General features: G+C 71.0%; 16 protein-coding genes and 1 pseudogene. 4 read left to right on the forward strand and 13 right to left on the reverse strand.

Annotated elements, in window-relative coordinates; translation table 11 throughout:
- Positions 1 to 21 precede the first annotated feature (21 nt).
- A complete protein-coding gene (locus IQ210_RS29885) occupies positions 22 to 1413 on the forward strand; it encodes a uracil-xanthine permease family protein (protein ID WP_194082289.1) in 1392 nt (463 codons plus the stop codon).
- Here IQ210_RS29885 and IQ210_RS29890 read toward each other — a convergent pair.
- Positions 1392 to 2510, reverse strand: a complete 1119-nt coding sequence (locus tag IQ210_RS29890; RefSeq protein WP_194082483.1) for a glycoside hydrolase family 6 protein — start codon at positions 2508 to 2510, stop codon at positions 1392 to 1394. The genes IQ210_RS29885 and IQ210_RS29890 overlap by 22 nt on opposite strands.
- Before the next feature lie 171 nt (positions 2511 to 2681).
- Here IQ210_RS29890 and IQ210_RS29895 point away from each other — a divergent pair, with 171 nt between their 5' ends.
- Positions 2682 to 3368 (forward strand): DUF5995 family protein, encoded by a 687-nt coding sequence (locus IQ210_RS29895; RefSeq protein WP_194082290.1) that lies wholly within the window; start codon positions 2682 to 2684, stop codon positions 3366 to 3368.
- Between the two features lie 87 nt (positions 3369 to 3455).
- Complete coding sequence (locus IQ210_RS29900) at positions 3456 to 4385, forward strand: LLM class F420-dependent oxidoreductase (protein WP_194082291.1); 930 nt, start codon at positions 3456 to 3458, stop codon at positions 4383 to 4385.
- Here the strand turns inward: IQ210_RS29900 and IQ210_RS29905 are convergent.
- From IQ210_RS29905 to IQ210_RS29940, 8 genes and pseudogenes are all read right to left on the reverse strand, one after another.
- The gene (locus tag IQ210_RS29905) at positions 4382 to 6079 is read right to left on the reverse strand and encodes a flavin monoamine oxidase family protein (protein ID WP_194082292.1); all 1698 of its coding nucleotides are present in this window, start codon (positions 6077 to 6079) and stop codon (positions 4382 to 4384) included. The genes IQ210_RS29900 and IQ210_RS29905 overlap by 4 nt on opposite strands.
- A gap of 43 nt (positions 6080 to 6122) precedes the next feature.
- A complete protein-coding gene (locus IQ210_RS29910) occupies positions 6123 to 6902 on the reverse strand; it encodes a carbon-nitrogen hydrolase family protein (protein ID WP_194082293.1) in 780 nt (259 codons plus the stop codon).
- A gap of 119 nt (positions 6903 to 7021) precedes the next feature.
- On the reverse strand, positions 7022 to 8233 hold the full coding sequence (locus tag IQ210_RS29915; RefSeq protein ID WP_194082294.1) for an MFS transporter: 1212 nt from the start codon (positions 8231 to 8233) through the stop codon (positions 7022 to 7024).
- 153 nt (positions 8234 to 8386) lie between these two features.
- Positions 8387 to 9022 (reverse strand): annotated as a pseudogene (locus IQ210_RS29920) (HAD family hydrolase); the annotation flags it as partial.
- A gap of 11 nt (positions 9023 to 9033) precedes the next feature.
- The gene (locus IQ210_RS29925; RefSeq protein WP_194082296.1) at positions 9034 to 10116 is read right to left on the reverse strand and encodes an ABC transporter ATP-binding protein; all 1083 of its coding nucleotides are present in this window, start codon (positions 10114 to 10116) and stop codon (positions 9034 to 9036) included.
- 3 nt (positions 10117 to 10119) lie between these two features.
- Entirely contained in the window at positions 10120 to 10932 is an 813-nt protein-coding gene (locus tag IQ210_RS29930) for an ABC transporter permease (protein WP_194082297.1), read from the reverse strand.
- Positions 10920 to 11804, reverse strand: coding sequence for an ABC transporter permease (locus IQ210_RS29935; RefSeq protein ID WP_194082298.1), 885 nt, complete (start codon positions 11802 to 11804; stop codon positions 10920 to 10922). The genes IQ210_RS29930 and IQ210_RS29935 overlap by 13 nt, the downstream gene beginning before the upstream one ends.
- Positions 11801 to 12946, reverse strand: a complete 1146-nt coding sequence (locus IQ210_RS29940) for an ABC transporter substrate-binding protein (RefSeq protein WP_194082299.1) — start codon at positions 12944 to 12946, stop codon at positions 11801 to 11803. The genes IQ210_RS29935 and IQ210_RS29940 overlap by 4 nt, the downstream gene beginning before the upstream one ends.
- Positions 12947 to 13136: 190 nt before the next feature.
- Between IQ210_RS29940 and IQ210_RS29945 the strand changes: the two genes are divergently transcribed.
- Entirely contained in the window at positions 13137 to 13877 is a 741-nt protein-coding gene (locus IQ210_RS29945; RefSeq protein ID WP_194082300.1) for a GntR family transcriptional regulator, read from the forward strand.
- Positions 13878 to 14005: 128 nt separating this feature from the next.
- Here the strand turns inward: IQ210_RS29945 and IQ210_RS29950 are convergent, their stop codons facing one another.
- The 4 genes from IQ210_RS29950 to IQ210_RS29965 form a co-directional block, all read right to left on the reverse strand.
- Positions 14006 to 14458, reverse strand: a complete 453-nt coding sequence (locus IQ210_RS29950) for an Lrp/AsnC family transcriptional regulator (protein WP_059196353.1) — start codon at positions 14456 to 14458, stop codon at positions 14006 to 14008.
- Positions 14459 to 14468: 10 nt separating this feature from the next.
- On the reverse strand, positions 14469 to 15953 hold the full coding sequence (locus tag IQ210_RS29955) for an amino acid permease (RefSeq protein ID WP_194082301.1): 1485 nt from the start codon (positions 15951 to 15953) through the stop codon (positions 14469 to 14471).
- Between the two features lie 223 nt (positions 15954 to 16176).
- Positions 16177 to 17619, reverse strand: coding sequence for a GuaB1 family IMP dehydrogenase-related protein (locus IQ210_RS29960; protein ID WP_194082484.1), 1443 nt, complete (start codon positions 17617 to 17619; stop codon positions 16177 to 16179).
- Positions 17620 to 17750: 131 nt separating this feature from the next.
- Positions 17751 to 18053: a barstar family protein gene (locus tag IQ210_RS29965; RefSeq protein ID WP_194082302.1), complete on the reverse strand. Its 303-nt coding sequence runs from the start codon at positions 18051 to 18053 to the stop codon at positions 17751 to 17753.

Raw genomic sequence — 18053 nt, forward strand, 5'->3', positions numbered from 1 at the left:
CGAGGAAAGCGAAACCGCACCATGGATCTTGGCGTCGGCTGGAAGCTGCACGGAGACGGGCGGACGCCCGCGCCCGGAGCGGTGGTACGCCCCGACGAACGGCTGTCCTGGCCCCGCACGGTCGGGCTCGGCGCCCAGCATGTGGTGGCGATGTTCGGGGCGTCCTTCGTGGCCCCGGTCCTCATGGGCCTGGACCCCAACCTGGCGATCATGATGTCCGGCGTCGCGACCGTGATCTTCCTGCTCGCCACGCGCGGCAGGGTGCCCAGCTACCTCGGCTGCTCGCTGTCCTTCGTGGGCGTCGCGGCCGTGATCCGTGCCCAGGGCGGTACGAGTGCCACGGTGACCGGCGCGGTGTTCGTGGTGGGCGTCGCGCTGTTCTTCGTCGGGGTCGCCGTCCAGCGGTTCGGGGCGCGGATCATCCATGCCGCGATGCCGCCGATCGTCACCGGCGCGGTGGTCATGCTGATCGGCTTCAACCTGGCCCCGGTGACCGCGAGCACCTACTGGCCGCAGGACCAGTGGACGGCCCTGCTGGTCATGCTGTTCACCGGTCTGGCGGTCGTCTGTCTGCGCGGTTTCTGGTCCCGGATCGCGATCTTCCTGGGGCTGATCTTCGGGTACGGCATCTCCTGGGCCTTCGACCGGATCTTCGGCCGCATCCACTCGGTCGACGCGAGCGGCAAGCTCACCGACCACTGGCGGCTGGACCTCTCGGCCGTGGGCCGGGCCGACTGGATCGGGCTGCCGGACTTCCACGGCCCGTCCTTCGAGTGGTCGGCGATCCTCGTCGCCCTCCCGGTCGTCATCGCCCTGGTCGCGGAGAACGCCGGGCACGTCAAGGCGGTCGGCGAGATGACCGGCGACCCGCTGGACGACAAGCTCGGTACGGCGATCTCGGCGGACGGCGTCGGCTCGATGCTGTCCACCGCGCTGGGCGGCCCGCCCAACACCACGTACTCCGAGAACATCGGCGTGATGGCCGCGACCCGCGTCTACTCGACGGCCGCCTACTGGGCCGCCGCCGGTTTCGCGCTGCTCTTCGGTCTGTGCCCCAAGTTCGGCGCGGTCGTCGCCGCGATCCCGGGCGGAGTCCTCGGCGGCATCACCGTCATCCTCTACGGCATGATCGGCCTGCTCGGCGCGCAGATCTGGATCAACTCCAAGGTGGACCTGCGCAATCCGCTGAACCTGGTGCCGGCCGCGGCGGGCATCATCATCGGCGTCGGCAACGTGACCATGAAGTTCACGGACACCTTCTCGCTGAGCGGCATCGCGCTGGGCACGGTGGTCGTCATCACCGGCTACCACGCGCTGCGGGCGTTCGCGCCGGCCCATCTCAAGGAGCAGAAGCCCCTGTTGGACGAGGGCACGTCTTCTTATGAAGACTCCTACGGCGAGGCCAAGTCGTAGGCGTACGACGGGGTGAACGTCCCCGGCGCGCCCTTGCAGCCGTCCGACTCCCCCGGCAGCTTCACCCACAGATAGCCGTCGATGCGGGCCTCGCCGGTGTTCAGGGTCGGCGTCCGGCCCAGCTTGCGGCCGTCCGGGTCGCACCACTCGCCGTCGGCGGGGGCGCCGTTGCCGTTGCGGCTGGTGTCGATGACGGCGCCGAGGCCGGAGGGGCCGCCGAGAGCCGCGAGGACACTGCGGTCGTAGGCGATCTCGTCGGCGGTGCGGTGGAAGTTGGAGACGTTGCTGAAGATCCCGTCGGAGGACGCGGCCGAGCCGGCGCCCGCCTGGCGCAGCAGGTCCGCCTGCTTGGCCGCCGGGTGCCAGCCGGAGTGGCCGGCGTCGTAATAGACGCGCGCCTTGGGGTTCGCGGCCTTCATCACCCGGCCGGCGCGGGCCAACGAGGCGAAACGGTCGGCGCGTTGGCCGCCCGAGAGGCACTCGGACTGGGCGATCGAGTCGGGCTCCAGGATCACGACGACCTCGTCCGAGCCCAGCCCGGCGGCGAACCGGTCGATCCAGGCGTCGTACGCGTCGAGGTCCGGCGCCCCGCCCTGGGAGGCCCCGCCGCAGTCCCGGTCCGGGATGGTGTACGCCACGACGACCGGCACCCGGCCCTGAGCGTCGGCGCCCGCGGTGACGGCCCTGACCCGTGCGGTGACGGTGTCCGGCGCGTACTCGGCGAACCACACGGCCGCCGGCTGGTCGGCGATCCGGGACGCGATGACGTCGTGCCGGGGGTCGCCGGCGTTGTCGCGGACCCAGTCGAGCACCTGGGAGTCGGGGTGGCGGTAGAGGTGGGTGGAGACGACCTTCGAAGGGCTCTGCTTCTTCTCGGTCCTCGTGGGCGAAGGCGTCGGACTCACCTTGGGCTTCGAACTGGCCGACACGGAGGCTGACTTGACGGCTGACGGCGACGGGGCGGGCGGCCGGATGTCCAGGGTCGGCGACTCCGTCACCTCGGGGCGCGCCTCGTCCGAGCCGCGCCCGTCGTCCAGCGCGGACACCATCCCGGTCGCGGTGCCGACGGCGACCACGACGGAGGCAGCCGCGACCATGCCGTTGCGCCGCGCGGCACGCCGCCGCTCGGCCCTGCGCTCGGCCAGGCGACGCGCACGTAAGCCCGACACCCGCTGATCCCCTCCCCCACGACGGGCGCGTTCCCCCGTTCTGGGGAAGCGTCGGGCCCGCCGCCACTCGGGCCAGCCTAGGCCTGGGACCCTGCGTGCATGGCGCAGTTGGAGCACTTCACCACTCCCGTCGACACCGTCGTCGACCGGATGCGAGCCCTGGACGAGGCCCTTCCGGAACGGGACGGGATCGCGGTGTTCAACCGCGTCTACCTCGCCGTCACGGAGGCCGTCGACCGGGGCATCGACAGCGGCCGGTTCGCGGACGCGCGGGCCGCGATCACGCTGGACGTGCGGTTCGCCGAGCGGTATCTGCGGGCGGTCGAGGCGGTGGCCCGCGACCGGCGTCCGCCCGCTTGCTGGCGGCCGTTGTTCCAGTTCCGCCGCCATCCCGGCGTACGTCCGTTGCAGTTCGCGCTCGCGGGCATCAACGCGCACATCGGGCACGATCTGGCGCTGGCCGTCGTGGACACCTGTCGTACGCTCGACTGCGAACCCGTCGACGTGGAGGACGAGTTCGACCGCGTGGGCGATCTCCTCGTCTCGCTGGAGGAGCGCATCCGCGAAGATCTGATGCCGGGTCCCGACCTGCTCCAGATCGCCGACCCGCTCACCCATCTGCTCGGCGCGTGGAGCCTGGAGCGGGCCCGGGACGCGACCTGGACCGCGGCCCGCGCGCTGTGGGCCCTGCGCGGACTGCCAGATGTGGCGGCCGAGTTCACCGAACGCCTGGACACGGCGGTGGGGTTCGCGGGACGCATGCTGCTCACGCCACTACCGGACTGATCCGGCCACTCCCACACCCGATGCACCCGAACTGCTGTGTGAACGTTGTACGTTCGACAGACAGGCATCCCGTGCAAAGGAGCAGGAATGGCGACACGGCTCGGACTCGGACTCCCCCAGAACAAGCAGTACGACCTCGGCCGCGACGTCCCCGACGTGGCCCGCGCCGCCGAGGCGACCGGCTACGACAGCCTGTGGGTGTACGAGCGCGCCCTGTTCCCCGAGCCGGCCACCCAGGGCCTGTACGGCATCGAGGGACTGCCCTGGCCGGAGGCGTACCGCGGGGTCGCCGACCCGCTGGTCACGCTCACCCTGGCCGCCGCGGTGACCGAGCGGGCGCGGCTCGGCACCAGCGTGCTGGTCGCCCCGCTGCACGTGCCGTTCCAGCTCGCCAAGTCCCTCGCCTCGCTGGACGCGGCGAGCGGCGGCCGGGTCGTCGCGGGGCTCGGCACCGGCTGGTCCCTCGACGAGTACGCGGCCGCGTCGGTGCGCCCCTTCGAGGAGCGCGGGCAGGTCCTGGACGAGCTGATCGAGGTGTGCCGCGCGGTCTGGGGCCCGGACCCGGTGACGTACGACGGGCGGCTCACGAAGATCGCGTCCGCCGTGGTGGGCCCCAAGCCCGCCCGGCCGATCCCGATCCTGCTGCCGGCCATGTCGAACAAGGCCCGGCGCAGGCTCGTCGACCACGCCGACGGCTGGATGCCGGTCGGCATGGGCGCCGAGACGCTGGCCGCACAGTGGAAGGAGCTCCAGGAGCTGGCCGCCGAGCGCGGGCGCACGGAACCGATCCAGACGGTCGTACGCGTCAACACGCGGTACTCGGCGTCCGGTCACTCCGGTGCCGACCGCGCCCCCTTCCAGGGCAGCGTCGACCAGATCGTCGAGGACCTGGTCGCCCACGCCGAGGTCGGCCTGGACGAGATCCTGATCGAACTCCAGGGCTCCGTGCGGGACGCGCGGGAGTTGAAGGAGGTCGCCGCGGAGGTGTACGAGAAGGCGCGCGCGGCCGGGATCTAGTCCTCGGGCAGCTCGACCGGCGCGATCTCGTCGTACACGTCACCCGGTCCCGGGTTGGTCGCGTCGGTGGTGCCGCCGAAGTGGTGCATGACGCCCCAGACCGCGTTCAGCGCGGTCTGGACCGCGCCCTCGGCCCAGCCGGCCGTCCAGGAGACGTCGTCGCCCGCGAGGAAGATGCCGCGCTTGTCGGCGGGCAGCCGGTCCTGCATGAAGTGGGTGAACAGGCGCCGCTGGTAGCGGTAGTGGCCGGGCAGGTTGGCCTTGAACGCGCCCATGAAGTACGGCTCGTTCTCCCAGGAGACCGTCACCGGGTTGCCGATGATGTGCTTCCTGATGTCGACCTTCGGGTAGATCTCGCCGAGCGACTTCAGCATGACCTCCATCCGCTCGTTCGCGGACAGCGGCAGCCACTTCAGGCTGTCGTCGCACCAGGTGTACGACAGGCAGATGACGGCCGGCTTGCCGGGGCCGTCGTCGAGGAGGTAAGTCCCGCGCGTCATACGGTCGGTGAGGGTCATCGACATGACGTCCCGGCCCGTCTCCTCGTCCTTGTCCAGCCAGAACGGCCGGTCGACGGGCACGAAGAGCTTGCTGGACTCCATGTAGTGGGTGCGCTCGATCGCGGTCCAGTGGTCGATCGGGAAGAGCGAGTCGTCGCAGGCGATCTTCGAAAGGAGCATCCAGGACTGGGCGGTGAAGACGGCCGCCTGGTAGGTGCGGATGTCGCCGTTCGCGTCGGTGACCGTGATCTGGTTGCCGGCCGTGCGGTGCAGCCGGGTCACGGCGGGGCGGGGTTCGCCGTTCGCGTGCAGGCTCGCCAGCGAGGTGCCGTACGGCCAGTGGACGATCTTCTCCGGCGTACGCTCCCACAGCCGCAGCGGCAGCTGCTGGGAGCCACCGACGATGCCGCGGTGGTGGTCGTCGGCCTCGGAGTAGACGACGCGGAGGATCTCCAGGATGGAGTTGGGGAAGTCGGTGTCCCAGCCGCCGGTGCCGAAGCCGACCTGGCCGAAGATCTCGCGGTGGCGGAAGGACCTGAACGCCTCGGAATCGCAGAGGAAGCCGTAGAAGGTCTGGTTGTCGAGCTTCTCGACGAGCTTCGCCCAGATCTCCCGGATGCGCGGCACGTCCCGCTCGCGCATGGCCTGGTTCATGTCGGAGAAGTCGGCGCCCTCTTCGAGGCACTTGTTCCAGGCGGCGGCGACATCGCGGTAGACCTGCGGCAGGTCGTCGATGGTCTCGGCGTAGTGCGACTCGCCCTTGAGGTCGACGACGGTCGAAGGCGTGGCTTCCGCAAGGGGGTTGGGGAACGGGCGGGTCTCAAGGCCCACCAGGTCGATGTAGTGCTGGAGGGCGGTGGAGGACGGCGGGAACCGCATCGCGCCCATCTCGGCCGTCAGGGAGCTGTCACAGCCCTCGAAGCCGACCGTCCGCAGCCGTCCGCCGATCTGGTCGGCCTCGTAGACGACCGGCTTCAGGCCCATCTTCATCAGCTCGTAGGCGGCCACGATGCCGGACAGACCGCCGCCGATGACCGCGACCTCGGTGCCGTGCTCGGTCGCCGGTATCTGGCCGAGGCCCGCCGGGTGGGCGAGGAAGTCGTCGTACGCGTACGGGAAGTCCGGGCCGAACATGGTGATCGGCGGCTGCTGCACGTCGGCGTGCTGGACGGCGTTGGGCACCGTGGACGTCATGGGGTACGGACTCCTTGCGAATGCTGCGAAGACTGCGGGGTGTTCAGACGTAGAGCTCGGGACGCCGGTCCCGCAGATACGGGTTGGCCTCGCGGGAGGCGGCGAGGAAGGCCGGGTCGGCGTCCGCGAACACCAGCTGCTCACCGCGACCGGCGCGGGTGCGGGCGACCCCGTCGGGGCCGGCGAGGACGGAGAGCCCGACGAACTCGAACTCCCCTTCCTGGCCGACCCGGTTGACGTAGGCGACGTACATCTGGTTCTCGAAGGCCCGCACCGGGATCATCGACTCGGCGACGAACTGGAACGGGTGCATCTGGGCGGTCGGGACGACGAGGAGGTCCGTCCCGGCGAGGGCGTGCGCCCGGACGTTCTCCGGGAACTCGACGTCGTAGCAGATCAGCAGCCCGACGGTCAGACCGTTCAGCTCGGCCTGGACGACATGCCGCTCACCCGGCGTGAAGTGGTCGCGCTCGAAGCAGCCGAAGAGGTGGGTCTTGCGGTAGTTGGCGAGGCGTTCACCGGTGGCCGAGATCAACTGGGCGGAGTTGAAGACGGAACCGGAAGAGGCTTCCGGGTATCCGTACGCGATGGCCACCCCGTGCCGCGCGGCGATCTCCGCGACCGCGTCCGCGCCCTCCCCGTCGGCCGGCTCGGCGAGGCGGGCGATGTCGTCGCCGATGGCGTACCCGGTGAGGAACATCTCCGGCGCGGCCAGCAGCCCGGCGCCCGCGGCGGCGGCACGGCCCGCGGCCTCGTCGAGGACCTTGAGGTTCCCGTCGACCGAGCCGGGGCGGCCGGAGCTCTGGAGCAGGGCGGTGCGCATGCGTGATCCTCACCGGGGCGGAAGGGGTGGTTGCGGGGGCCATCCAAAGGGGCCATGTAGACGGTACGGGCGCCTGACCAGGCCCGACAAGAAGGAGCCGTTGCGCGCCGCCGAGCGGTTCATTGCGCGCGAGGCGGCCCCGGCGGCGATTCGTTGCGTCGGCCGCCGAGGACCAGGGCGGTGACCAGGTAGGGCACCGCGAGGATCACGAAGACGGTGCGGTGCTCGGCGCGCGCGCCGAGCAGGACGTACGCCGCGAACGTGACGACCGTCAGGAGTTCGGTGCCCAGGCTCGCCACCGAGGTGAGGGTGGCCCGGCGGGCGTCGTCGATGCGGTGCTGGAGGCGTACGTCGGCGAGCACCTCCGCCAGCTGGAAGCCACCGAAGGCGAGGCCCACGAGCGCGATGCCGGCCGGGGTGCGGAGCGCGGCGCCGACAGCCATCGCCAGCGCGGAGGCTGCCAGCAGCCAGGCCATGCCGGTGGTGCCGAGGCGTTCGGCGGGCCCGCTCAGCAGGCTCGCGGCGGTGACGAGGGTCCAGACGAGCAGGATCAGATAGGGCACGGTCGCCTCGGCGACTCCGGTGTCCCGGGTCAGCAGGGGCGTGTACTCGTCGAGCGCGCCCCACACCGCGGCGACGGCCGGGATCAACAGCAGGGCACGGCGGACGGAACGGTTCCCGCGCGCTTCGCCGAGCCCGGTCCGCAGGGTCAGCCACCAGCCGTCACCGCCGGTCTCCCGCCCGGCGCGGTGCTCAGGGAGCCGGGTCGCCGCCACGGCGGCCAGCACACAGGCGAGGACACTGGCCGCGCCCACGCCCATGTAGCCGCCCAGCGCGAACACCGGCCCCGCGAGTCCGATCGACGCCATGGTGGCGGCCAGCCGCGCCGCCCGGACCCGCCCCATCACGCGCGCGTACCGGTCGGCGGCCCCGAGCCGCTCCAGCTCGTCGTAGGCCAGCGCCTCCAGCGAACCGGAGCAGAGCGCGCCACCGACGCCCCACAGGACGAAGCCGAGCGCGAAGGCCCCGTACGACGGGACGATCACCCACAGCGCGAAGCCGACCGCGTTGAACAGCGGGCCGACCCACAGCAGCAGCCGCCGGGAGACGGCGTCGGCCAGGGCGCCGGAGGGCACCTCCAGCACGACGGCGGTGATCGACCACAGGGCGAAGAGTGAGGAGATCTGCCAGAGGGACATCCCCGTGTCCGCGAACAGCAGCGCGTACACGGGGTAGAGCAGCACGAAGTCGTCGAGGAACGCGTAGCCGTACAGCGTGCTCGTCAGCCGACGGACCGCGGTCGCGGGCACACGTGCAGGTGAGAGTGTCATGAGGCCTTCCCGGAAGGGCGGTTCGGACGTCGTCGGTACGGCGTCCGAGGCGGCCCTCGGGAGGCACGGCTGGTGGATCAATGTCGCCAGGTCATGACACCGATGCTAGACAGGTCCGGTCCCGCTGCCCAGCGAAAATCAGTGCCTCTACATGAGGAGCGCCCGCAGTGCCGAGGGGGTCAACCCGGCCAGGCTGGCCTCCACCGTCCGGCCGGGTGCCGCCTCGATGGGGGCGAGGGACGGCACCGCGAGCACCGTGCAGCCGGCCGCCTCGGCGGAGGCGACGCCGGTCTCGGTGTCCTCGACGGCGACGCATCCCGAGGGGTCCACGCCCAGCGCGTGGCACGCGGCGAGATAGGGGTCCGGGTCGGGCTTGGTGCGGTCGGTGTCGTCGGCGGTGACGGAGACGGCGAAGCGGTCCGTGCCCAGCACGTCGAGCACGGTGTCGGCGACCGATCTCGGGGACGCGGTCACCAGGGCCGTGGGCACCCCCTCGCGGGCCAGCGCGTCGAGCAGGTCGAGGGCGCCGGGGCGGGGTACGACCCCGGTGCGGACGCGGTCGGCGAACTCCTGGTGGAGGGTGCCGGCGAGGTCGACGGCCGGGGTGCCGGTGGCCGCGGACAGCCAGCCGGCGGTGTGTTCGACGGGGCGGCCGAGCACATCCGCCCGGTCCGCCTCGGTCAGGTCCCGTCCGGCGACCCGCTCCACCGCCTCCCACCACAGCCGCTCGGTGTCGACGAGCGTGCCGTCCATGTCGAACAGGACGGCCTGGAGCGGGAGTCGGGTCATGTCGGTCTCTTTCATACGGTACGTTCCGCGGCCAGCACCGGCCGCTCGGGCAGGGACACGCTCACCGGGGCCCCGGCGACGAGATCAGCGGCCTCATGCGCGGGCAGATCGGCCTTGACCTCGCTGCCGTCGGCGAGCCGGACGGTGATCCGGACGGCCGCACCCAGGAACGACGTGGCGAGCACACGCGCCTTCCCGTCGGCGTCGGCGGCCACCCGGACCGCCTCGGGCCGCACCAGCACGTCCACCTCACCGGCCTGCGGCGCCGCGCCGTCGACCGGCAGCCGCTGCCCGAGCACATCCACCACCCCGTCGGAGACCCGGCCCGGAATCCGGCTCATCGTCCCGACGAACTCGGCGACGAAGGCCGTGGCGGGCCGGCCGTACAACTCGGCGGGCGCCGCGCACTGTTCGAGCTTCCCGGCGTGCATCACGGCGACCCGGTCGGCCATGGACAGGGCCTCCTCCTGGTCGTGGGTGACGAACAAGGTGGTGATGCCGAGCTCCTGCTGGAGCCGCCGGATCTCCTCGCGGAGCGTGAGCCGCACCTTGGCGTCCAGCGCGGACAGCGGCTCGTCGAGGAGCAGCACCCGGGGCCGCAGGGCGAGGGCGCGGGCCAGCGCGACGCGCTGCTGCTGGCCGCCGGAGAGCTGGTGCGGATAGCGCCCGCCCTTGTCGGCGAGCCCGACCAGTTCCAGCAACTCGGCGGCACGGGCCCGCCGTTCACCCGTGCGCACGCCTCGCATCCGCAGCCCGAAGGCCACGTTGTCGACCGTGTCGAGGTGCGGGAAGAGGCTGTACGACTGGAAGACCATCCCGGCGTCACGCCGGTGGGCCGGGACCCGGGTGACGTCCTCGCCGTCCACCAACACCTCGCCGGAGTCGGGGCGTTCGAAGCCGGCGAGCATCCGCAGGGCGGTGGTCTTGCCGCAGCCGGACGGGCCGAGCAGGGCGACCAGCTCACCGGGGCGGACGGTCAGATCGAGGCCGTCGAGCGCGACCGTGGGCCCGAACTCCCTTCTGAGTCCCCGGAATTCAACGGTGGCGGCCTTGTCTGTGGTGTTCGACGTGGCGACGTTCTCTTTGGTTTTCATGGTTCAACCCCGGGAGGTGGTACGGGAACGCCCGCCGAAGCCGGCCAGGACGAGGAGCAGCAGCCAGGTGACGAGCAGGCTCATCACGGACACGGCGACGGACAACTGGGCCTGTGAGCCACTGACGTTGACGATCCAGACGGCGAAGGGCCGGAAGCCCAGCAGCTGGGCCACGGTGAACTCGCCGAGCACCAGCGCCAGGGTGAGGAAGGAGGCGTTGAGCAGGGCGCCGCGCAGGTTGGGCAGCACGGCCTGGACAAGGGCCTGCGGCCAGCTCGCGCCACAGCTCCGGGCAGCCTCGACGAGAGTGGGGACGTCGATCGCGCGCAGTCCGGCGTCCAGCGCCCGGTACACGAAGGGCAGCGCCATCACGACGTACGCCAGAACCAGCACCACGGGGAAGTCGGGGTTCTGGATCGCCACGAAGGTCTGGAACAGCGGTGTGCGCGAGAGGTGTTCCGGCCCCCACTTCAGGACCGTGACGATGCCGGCGACGAACGCGATCGGCGGCACGACCAGCGGCAGCGAGCACACCACCTCCACCACCGGACGCAGCTTCGGCGCCCCGAGCCGCAGCGCGACCATGGCGGGCACCATCAGCAGCAGGACGACGGCGATGGTGGCGAGGGCCAGCTCCAGCGAGAGCAGCAGGCTGGAGCCGAAGCCGCCGGTGCCGACGATCTGCGTGTAGGCGTCGACGGTGAGGCCCTGGCCGGGCACGTCGACCGTGAAGACGACGGAGGCGGCCAGCGGCACCAGGAAGTACAGCCCGGCGAGGCCGAACACGCCCCACCGCCACAGGTTCAGGCGAGCCATCGCGCACTCCTCCGCTGCAGGGGCAGGTACACCGCCATGACGAGGCCCGCGACGAGGACCATGTCGAGGCTGAGGGCGAGCGCCACGTTCTCCTGGCCGACGAGCACGTTGCCGGAGAGCGCGTCGGCGATCTGCAGGGTGATCAGCGGGACGGAACTGCCCACGATCGCGGCGGCGGTGGCGTAGGCCGCGAAGGCGCTGCCGAAGAGCAGCACGAACCCGCCGAGGAGCGTGGGCAGCAGGACGGGCAGGGCGACGTGCAGCCAGTACTGCGCGGTGGTCGCCCCGTTGTTCTGCGCGGCCTCGCGCCACTGGACGCGCAGCCCCTCCAGGGCGGGGGTGATGGTGAGGACCATCAGCGGGATGAGGAAGTACAGGTAGACGACGACCAGTCCCCAGAAGCTGTAGAGGTCCCAGCCCTTGTCGGTGAGGCCCAGGTGCCGGGTCAGCACGCCGGCGTTGCCGAGGGTGGCGACGAAGGCGAAGGCGAGCGGGACGCCGCCGAAGTTGGCGAGGACGCCGGAGGCGGTGAGCACGGCCTCGCGCAGCGCGCGGTGCCGGGAGGTGACGACGGCCTGGGCGAGCGGCAGTCCGAGGAGCGTCGCGAGGGCGGCGGAGACGGCGGACAGCTTGACGCTGCCGAGGAGGGCGGTGAGGTAGGCGCCCTGCCACGAGGCGGTGAGGTTGGCCGTGCTGTAGGCGCCGGTGCTCTTGACCGTGAAGGCACCGTCGAGGACCGCCCACGCGGGCAGCCCGAAGGCCACCGCGGTGAAGGCGAGCAGCGGGACGACGGCGACCCAGCCGAGCGACCGGCGCCGCCGCTTCACCGCGGCGGCGGGCGCCGTGTCGACCCTCGGGAGCGTGGCCGTCATCCGGAGACGGCCTTCGCCCAGCCCTGCCCGAGGACCGTCTTGGCCTTGTCCTGCTGGGCCTCGGTCGGGAAGGAGGGCGTGCCGGAGACCTCGGGGAGCTTGGCCGCGGCGGTCTTGTCGAGGGTGCCGGCCTTCTCCATGGCGGTCATCAGGGCCGGGCGGGCGTAGCCCTTGAGCCACAGGTTCTGGCCCTCGGCGCTGTAGAGGTACTCCTGCCACAGCCGGGCGGCCGCCGGGTGCGGGGCGTCCTTGTTGATGGCCTGGGAGTAGTACTGGGAGAACTGCCCGTCGCTCGGCACGGCGACCTTCCAGTCCACGCCCTTGGACTTGAACTCCTCGGCGTACCCGGCGTTGAGGTAGTCCCAGTCGATGCTGATCGGCGTCTCGCCCTTCTCGACGGTGGCCGGGGTGGACTCGACGGGCGTGTAATTGCCGTTGTCCTTCAGCTTCTTGAAGAAGTCGAGGCCCGGCTGGATGTCGTCGAAGGAGCCGCCGTTCGCGAGCGCGGCCGCCCAGACGCCGCCGAACGCCGAACCGGACTTGGTGGGGTTGCCGTTGAGGGCGACCTGGCCCTTGTACTGCGGCTTGAGCAGGTCGGCGAAGGTGGTGGGACAGGACTTGACGCGCTTGGCGTCGCAGCCGATGGAGATGTAGCCGCCGTAGTCGTTGTACCAGCGGGCCTGCGCGTCCTTCTGCCCGCTCGGGATGTCGGCGAACGAGGCGACCTTGTACGGCGCGAGGAGCCCCTGCTGGGCGGCGCTGATCGCGAAGGAGCTGCCGAGGTCGAGGACGTCGGGGGCGCGGTCCTGGCCCTTGCGCGACGTCACGGCGTTGATCTCGTCCTGGCTGGCGCCGTCGGGGTTCTCGACGGAGATCTTGATGCCGTACTTCTTCTCGAACCCGTCGATGAGCGCACCGTAGTTGGCCCAGTCGCGGGGCAGCGCGATGGCGTTGAGCGCGCCCTCCTTCTTGGCCGCCTTCTCGAGGGCGGCGAGCCCGCCGAGGTCGGCGGCGGAGGTGGCGGTGGCGGCGTTCTTGCCGTCGGCGGTGGTGGACGCGGTGTCGGGGGCGGCGCCGCAGGCGCTCAGGGTGAGCGCTGCTATGGCGCCGAGGGCGGCGGTTCTCGGCAGGGACAAGGTCACGGCTTCTCCAGGGCGTTGAGAACTTGTCTGAACAAGTTGGCCCCAGTAAGGCTGCCGCTGGTGTCGTGTTCGTAAACACTGAAGAAACCCTGACCCCCGGATTCCGGGCCAATCAGGGTCCCCTCCACCCGTCGCCAGATGTCGACTAGGCTGGTCACGCTGTGCACAGCATTCGACTCAGAGGGGAAGCATGGCGGCGCGACACGAGGAGATCGCCGACGAACTGCGCCGGGCGATAGACCGCGAGGAGTACACGGTCGGCAGTCGACTGCCCGCCGAGACGGACCTCGCCGCCCACTACGGAGTCTCCCGGGGCACGGTCCGCCAGGCCGTCGCGGCCCTGACCGCCGAGGGCCTGATCGGCTCCCGCCAGGGCGCCCGCCGCGTGGTGCTGGCCAGCCGCCGCAGCCAGAGCTTCGCGGAGCTGCGCAGCTTCGCCCAGTGGGCACGGGCGATGGGCCGCGAGGCAACAGGCCAGGTGATCGCGCAGGAGTACCGCCCGGCTACCGCCGAGGACGCCGTACGCCTCCAACTGCGCGCGGGCACACCGGTGTTGCACGTCCTACGGGTCCGCGGCCTGGACGGCGAACCGGTGCTCCTGGAACGGACGGTGTACGCCGACTGGATCTCCCCGGCGGTCGAACCGATCGAGCCGGACTGCCCGTCCGTCACCCAACGCCTGTACGACGACACGGGGTTGGTCTTCGCGTACGGCGAGCACGTCATCGACGCGGTCGCGGCGGGCGCACAGGACGCGGACCTCCTGTCCGTCCGCCGCACCAGCCCCCTCCTCCGCGTCCGCCGCGTGACGACGACCCGAGAGGGCCGCCCGGTGGAGTGGTCGGACGACCGCTACCGCTCGGACGCGGTGAGCTTCAGCGTGCACAACTCGATGGACAACAACGCGCTGGCGAGGAAGACGGCGGAGTAGAACTCGGGGAGTGAGGTGCGGGGCTTTTGGGAGCAGGGGGCGCGGCGAGGTGCTTTTAGGGGCGCGGGGAACTGCGCGACCGGCCACAACGCACCCGCACCCGGCAACGAACCGCAACCAGCCGAGCTCTACCCCGGCGCCCCCGACGAGAACCGCCTCAACAACGGCGACAACACCAACACCGACTTGGTCCGCTCAACGAACGGCTCCCCGGCGATCCGCTCCAGCACCCTCTCGAAGTGCCGCATGTCAGACGCGAAAACCTGCACGATCGCATCCGCATCCCCGGTGACGGTGGACGCGGCCACGACCTCCTGATACCGCTCCAGCCCCCGCCGAATCGTCTCCGGCGACGTGTTGTGCCGGCAGTAGATCTCGACGAACCCCTCGGTCTCCCACCCCAGCGCCGACGGATCGACCCGCACCGTGAACCCGGTGATGGCGCCGGTGGCCCGCAACCGGTCGACGCGTCGTTTCACGGCGGGCGCGGACAGACCGACGATCTGCCCGATGTCCGCGTAGGAGCGGCGGGCGTCCTCGGCGAGGGCGTGGACGATACGTTCGTCGAGATCGTTGAGCACGGTGGGTGGATCAGCTCTCAGGTGATGCGGGTGATGCGGACGTTGCGGTTGTCGCGAGACGGGAACGGCGATGGCCGTACACGAAGTAGAACACGAGCCCGGCCGCCATCCAGACTCCGAAGACCACCCAGGTGACGGCGGACAGGCTGCCCATCATCCAGACGCAGAACCCGAGCCCCAGCACAGGCAGCACCGGCGACAGCGGCACCCGGAAGGTGCGCGGCATGTCCGGACGCGTCCGGCGCAGCACCACGACGGCGATGTTGACCAGCCCGAAGGCGAAGAGCGTGCCGATACTGGTGGCGTCGGCGAGCTGCCCCAGCGGGATCGCGGCGGCGAGGACACCGCAGAACAGGGACACGATCACCGTGTTGGCACGCGGCGTACCGGTCTTCGGGTGCACGCGCCCGAACACCTTCGGCACCAGCCCGTCCCGGGACATGGCGAAGAGGATGCGGGTCTGGCCGTAGAGCACGGTCAGGACGACGCTGGCGATGGCGATGACCGCGCACGCGGCCAGCAAAGTCCCCCAGAAGCTCTGTCCGGTCACCTCGCGCATGATCTGGGCGAGCGCGGCCTCGGAGTCCCCGAACCGCTCCCAGGGCTTCGCACCGACGGCGACGGCCGCGACGAGGACGTACAGCGCGGTGACGATGACCAGCGACAGCATGATCGCGCGCGGCAGGTCGCGCTGGGCGTTCTTCGCCTCCTCACCGGCGGTGGAGGCGGCGTCGAAGCCGATGTACGAGAAGAAGAGCGTCGCCCCGGCCGCGCTGACGCCCGCCATGCCGAGCGGCATGAAGTGCTCGTAGTTGCCGGAGCGGAAGCCCTGGATGCCGATGGCGCAGAACAGCACCAGCGCGCCGATCTTCACGACCACCATGATCGTGTTGGCGCGCGCGGACTCCCGCGCCCCGCCCAGCAGGAACGCCATGGCGAGGAGGACGACGATCAGCGCCGGGAGGTTGAAGATGCCGCCGTCGCCGGGCGGCGCGGACAGCGCGTCCGGGATGGTGACGCCGATGGTCCCGTCGAGCAGCTCGTTGAGGTACTCGCCCCAGCCGACCGCGACGGCGGCGACCGAGACGCCGTACTCCAGCAGCAGACACCAGCCGCAGACCCAGGCGACCAGTTCGCCCAGCGTTGCGTACGCGTACGAGTACGAGGAGCCCGCGACCGGGATGGTGCCCGCGAGCTCGGCGTAGGACAGGGCCGAGAAGAGGGCCGTCAGTCCGGCGATGACGAAGGACAGGGTGACGGCGGGACCGGCCTTGGGCACGGCCTCGCCGAGGACGACGAAGATGCCGGTGCCGAGGGTGGCACCGATGCTGATCATGGTCAGCTGCCACAGCCCGAGGGTGCGGCGCAGACTGCCGCCCTCGCCCTGGCCACCCTCGGCGACCAGGCGTTCCACGGGCTTGCGCCGCATGAGGCGGGCGCCGAGCCCAGGGGACGGCGTGGTGCGGTGTTGCGGGGGTGCGCCTTGGTCGAGCACGCGCTGACTCCTTCGTCGCTGCGGTCGGCGCGGCAGGGACCGGCGGGCAAGGACCACCGAGCGGGGTCCCTGCCACGCCACGTACAGCGCATGACCCTATGAGCCAGGGCATCACGGTCGTAATGCAGCAACTTTGCGCATACACGCAAGATCGTTGCGTTCATCGCAGGCCTGCGCGCGTTTGTTGCGCAGCCCCGCAATCACGGCTCCCCCGGCTGAGCGCCTAGCTCCAGCTGGCGTGCAGCGGCTTGCCTTCCGCGTAGCCGGCCGCGCTCTGGATGCCGACGACCGCCTTCTCGGCGAACTCCTCCAGGGAGCCCGCACCGGCGTAGGTGCAGGAGGAGCGGACGCCCGCGATGATCGAGTCGACCAGGTCCTCGACGCCCGGACGCGCCGGGTCGAGGAACATGCGGGAGGTGGAGATGCCCTCCTCGAACAGGGCCTTGCGGGCCCGGTCGTACGCCGACTCCTCGGACGTACGGTTGCGCACCGCGCGCGCGGAGGCCATGCCGAACGACTCCTTGTAGAGCCGCCCGTTGGCGTCCTGCTGGAGGTCGCCCGGCGACTCGTACGTCCCCGCGAACCAGGACCCGATCATCACGTTGGACGCCCCGGCGGCCAGCGCCATCGCGACGTCACGCGGGTGCCGGACACCGCCGTCGGCCCAGACGTGCTTGCCGTACTTCTTGGCCTCGGCCGCGCACTCCAACACCGCCGAGAACTGCGGCCGGCCCACGCCGGTCATCATGCGGGTCGTGCACATGGCGCCGGGGCCCACACCGACCTTGATGATGTCCGCGCCGGCCTCGATCAGGTCCCGCACACCCTCGGCGGCCACGATGTTGCCGGCCACGATCGGCACCTGCGGGTCGAGCGCCCGTACGGTCCTGATCGCGCTGATCATCGACTCCTGGTGGCCGTGCGCCGTGTCGATGACGAGCGTGTCCACGCCCGCGTCGAGCAGTTGCTTGGCCTTGCCCGCGACATCGCCGTTGATACCGACGGCGGCGGCGATGCGCAGCTTGCCGTTCGCGTCCACGGCGGGCGTGTAGAGCGTGGCGCGCAGGGCGCCCTTGCGGGTCAGGATGCCGGCCAGCTTGCCCTCGGCGTCGACGGCCGGGGCGTAGCGCCGGTTGGCCGCGTCGAGGCGGTTGAAGGCTTCGGTGGGGTCGATGTCGGCGTCGAGGAGCAGCAGGTCGCGGGACATGACGACCTCGAGCTGCGTGAACCGGTCGACGCCGGTCAGGTCCTGGTCGGTGACGACACCGACGGGACGGCCCTCCTCGTCGACGACGACACCGGCGTTGTGCGCCCGCTTGGGCAGCAGCGCGAGGGCGTCGGCGACGGTCTGGTGGGGGGCCAGCACGATCGGGGTGTCCAGGACGTGGTGGCGGCTCTTGACCCAGGAGACGACGTCGGTGACGACCTCGATCGGGATGTCCTGCGGGATGACCACGAGGCCACCGCGCCGGGCCATCGTCTCGGCCATACGGCGCCCGGCGATGGCGGTCATGTTGGCGACGACCAGCGGGATCGTGGTGCCCGTGCCGTCCGGGGAGCTGAGGTCCACGCCCTGCCGCGAACCGACGGCGCTCCGGCTCGGGACCATGAAGACGTCGTCGTACGTCAGGTCGTACGGGGGCTGGATGTCGTTGAGGAAACGCACGTGCTGCACATCCCAGTCGATCAGAGGTGGCCCCCGGACAGGTCAGCCAGGGGGAAGAGCACGTACTTCATTGTCCCATGTCAACCGGAATGCGATGCCCGGACAGATCGTCCAAGCAGGTCAGAGGGGCCTTAGGAGGATCCTCCAAGGGCGAGCGCCACAGAGGGCACGGACGCCTCGGAGAACACCTCGCGCGCGACCGCCCACTCCTCCGGCCGCACCTCGGCGTACCGCTCCCAGTGCCGTACGACGACGACGATCCCGGCCTCGACGGCATCCGCGGGCCAGACGCCCGGGTCGGAGAGAACGTCGGCCAGCGCGTCCCAGTTGCGGCCGAAGTGGTCCGGCAGCCGCAGGTCACGGGCGCAGCGGTCCATCAGTCCGGCCTTGTCCGTGACCCCGTCGAGGTCCAGCGTGACCACGACTTCCGTCAT

The organism is Streptomyces justiciae (genome assembly GCF_015163075.1).
GTDB classification, from domain to species: domain Bacteria; phylum Actinomycetota; class Actinomycetes; order Streptomycetales; family Streptomycetaceae; genus Streptomyces; species Streptomyces justiciae.

Coding starts and splice junctions, on each gene's coding strand:
- IQ210_RS29905 (WP_194082292.1), bottom strand. CDS start 6,079: ATGACGTCCACGGTGCCCAACGCCGTCCAGCACGCCGACGTGCAGCAG.
- IQ210_RS29925 (WP_194082296.1), bottom strand. CDS start 10,116: ATGAAAACCAAAGAGAACGTCGCCACGTCGAACACCACAGACAAGGCC.
- IQ210_RS29890 (WP_194082483.1), bottom strand. CDS start 2,510: ATGGTCGCGGCTGCCTCCGTCGTGGTCGCCGTCGGCACCGCGACCGGG.
- IQ210_RS29900 (WP_194082291.1), top strand. CDS start 3,456: ATGGCGACACGGCTCGGACTCGGACTCCCCCAGAACAAGCAGTACGAC.
- IQ210_RS29945 (WP_194082300.1), top strand. CDS start 13,137: ATGGCGGCGCGACACGAGGAGATCGCCGACGAACTGCGCCGGGCGATA.
- IQ210_RS29895 (WP_194082290.1), top strand. CDS start 2,682: ATGGCGCAGTTGGAGCACTTCACCACTCCCGTCGACACCGTCGTCGAC.
- IQ210_RS29935 (WP_194082298.1), bottom strand. CDS start 11,804: ATGACGGCCACGCTCCCGAGGGTCGACACGGCGCCCGCCGCCGCGGTG.
- IQ210_RS29885 (WP_194082289.1), top strand. CDS start 22: ATGGATCTTGGCGTCGGCTGGAAGCTGCACGGAGACGGGCGGACGCCC.
- IQ210_RS29930 (WP_194082297.1), bottom strand. CDS start 10,932: ATGGCTCGCCTGAACCTGTGGCGGTGGGGCGTGTTCGGCCTCGCCGGG.
- IQ210_RS29910 (WP_194082293.1), bottom strand. CDS start 6,902: ATGCGCACCGCCCTGCTCCAGAGCTCCGGCCGCCCCGGCTCGGTCGAC.
- IQ210_RS29965 (WP_194082302.1), bottom strand. CDS start 18,053: ATGACGGAAGTCGTGGTCACGCTGGACCTCGACGGGGTCACGGACAAG.
- IQ210_RS29915 (WP_194082294.1), bottom strand. CDS start 8,233: ATGACACTCTCACCTGCACGTGTGCCCGCGACCGCGGTCCGTCGGCTG.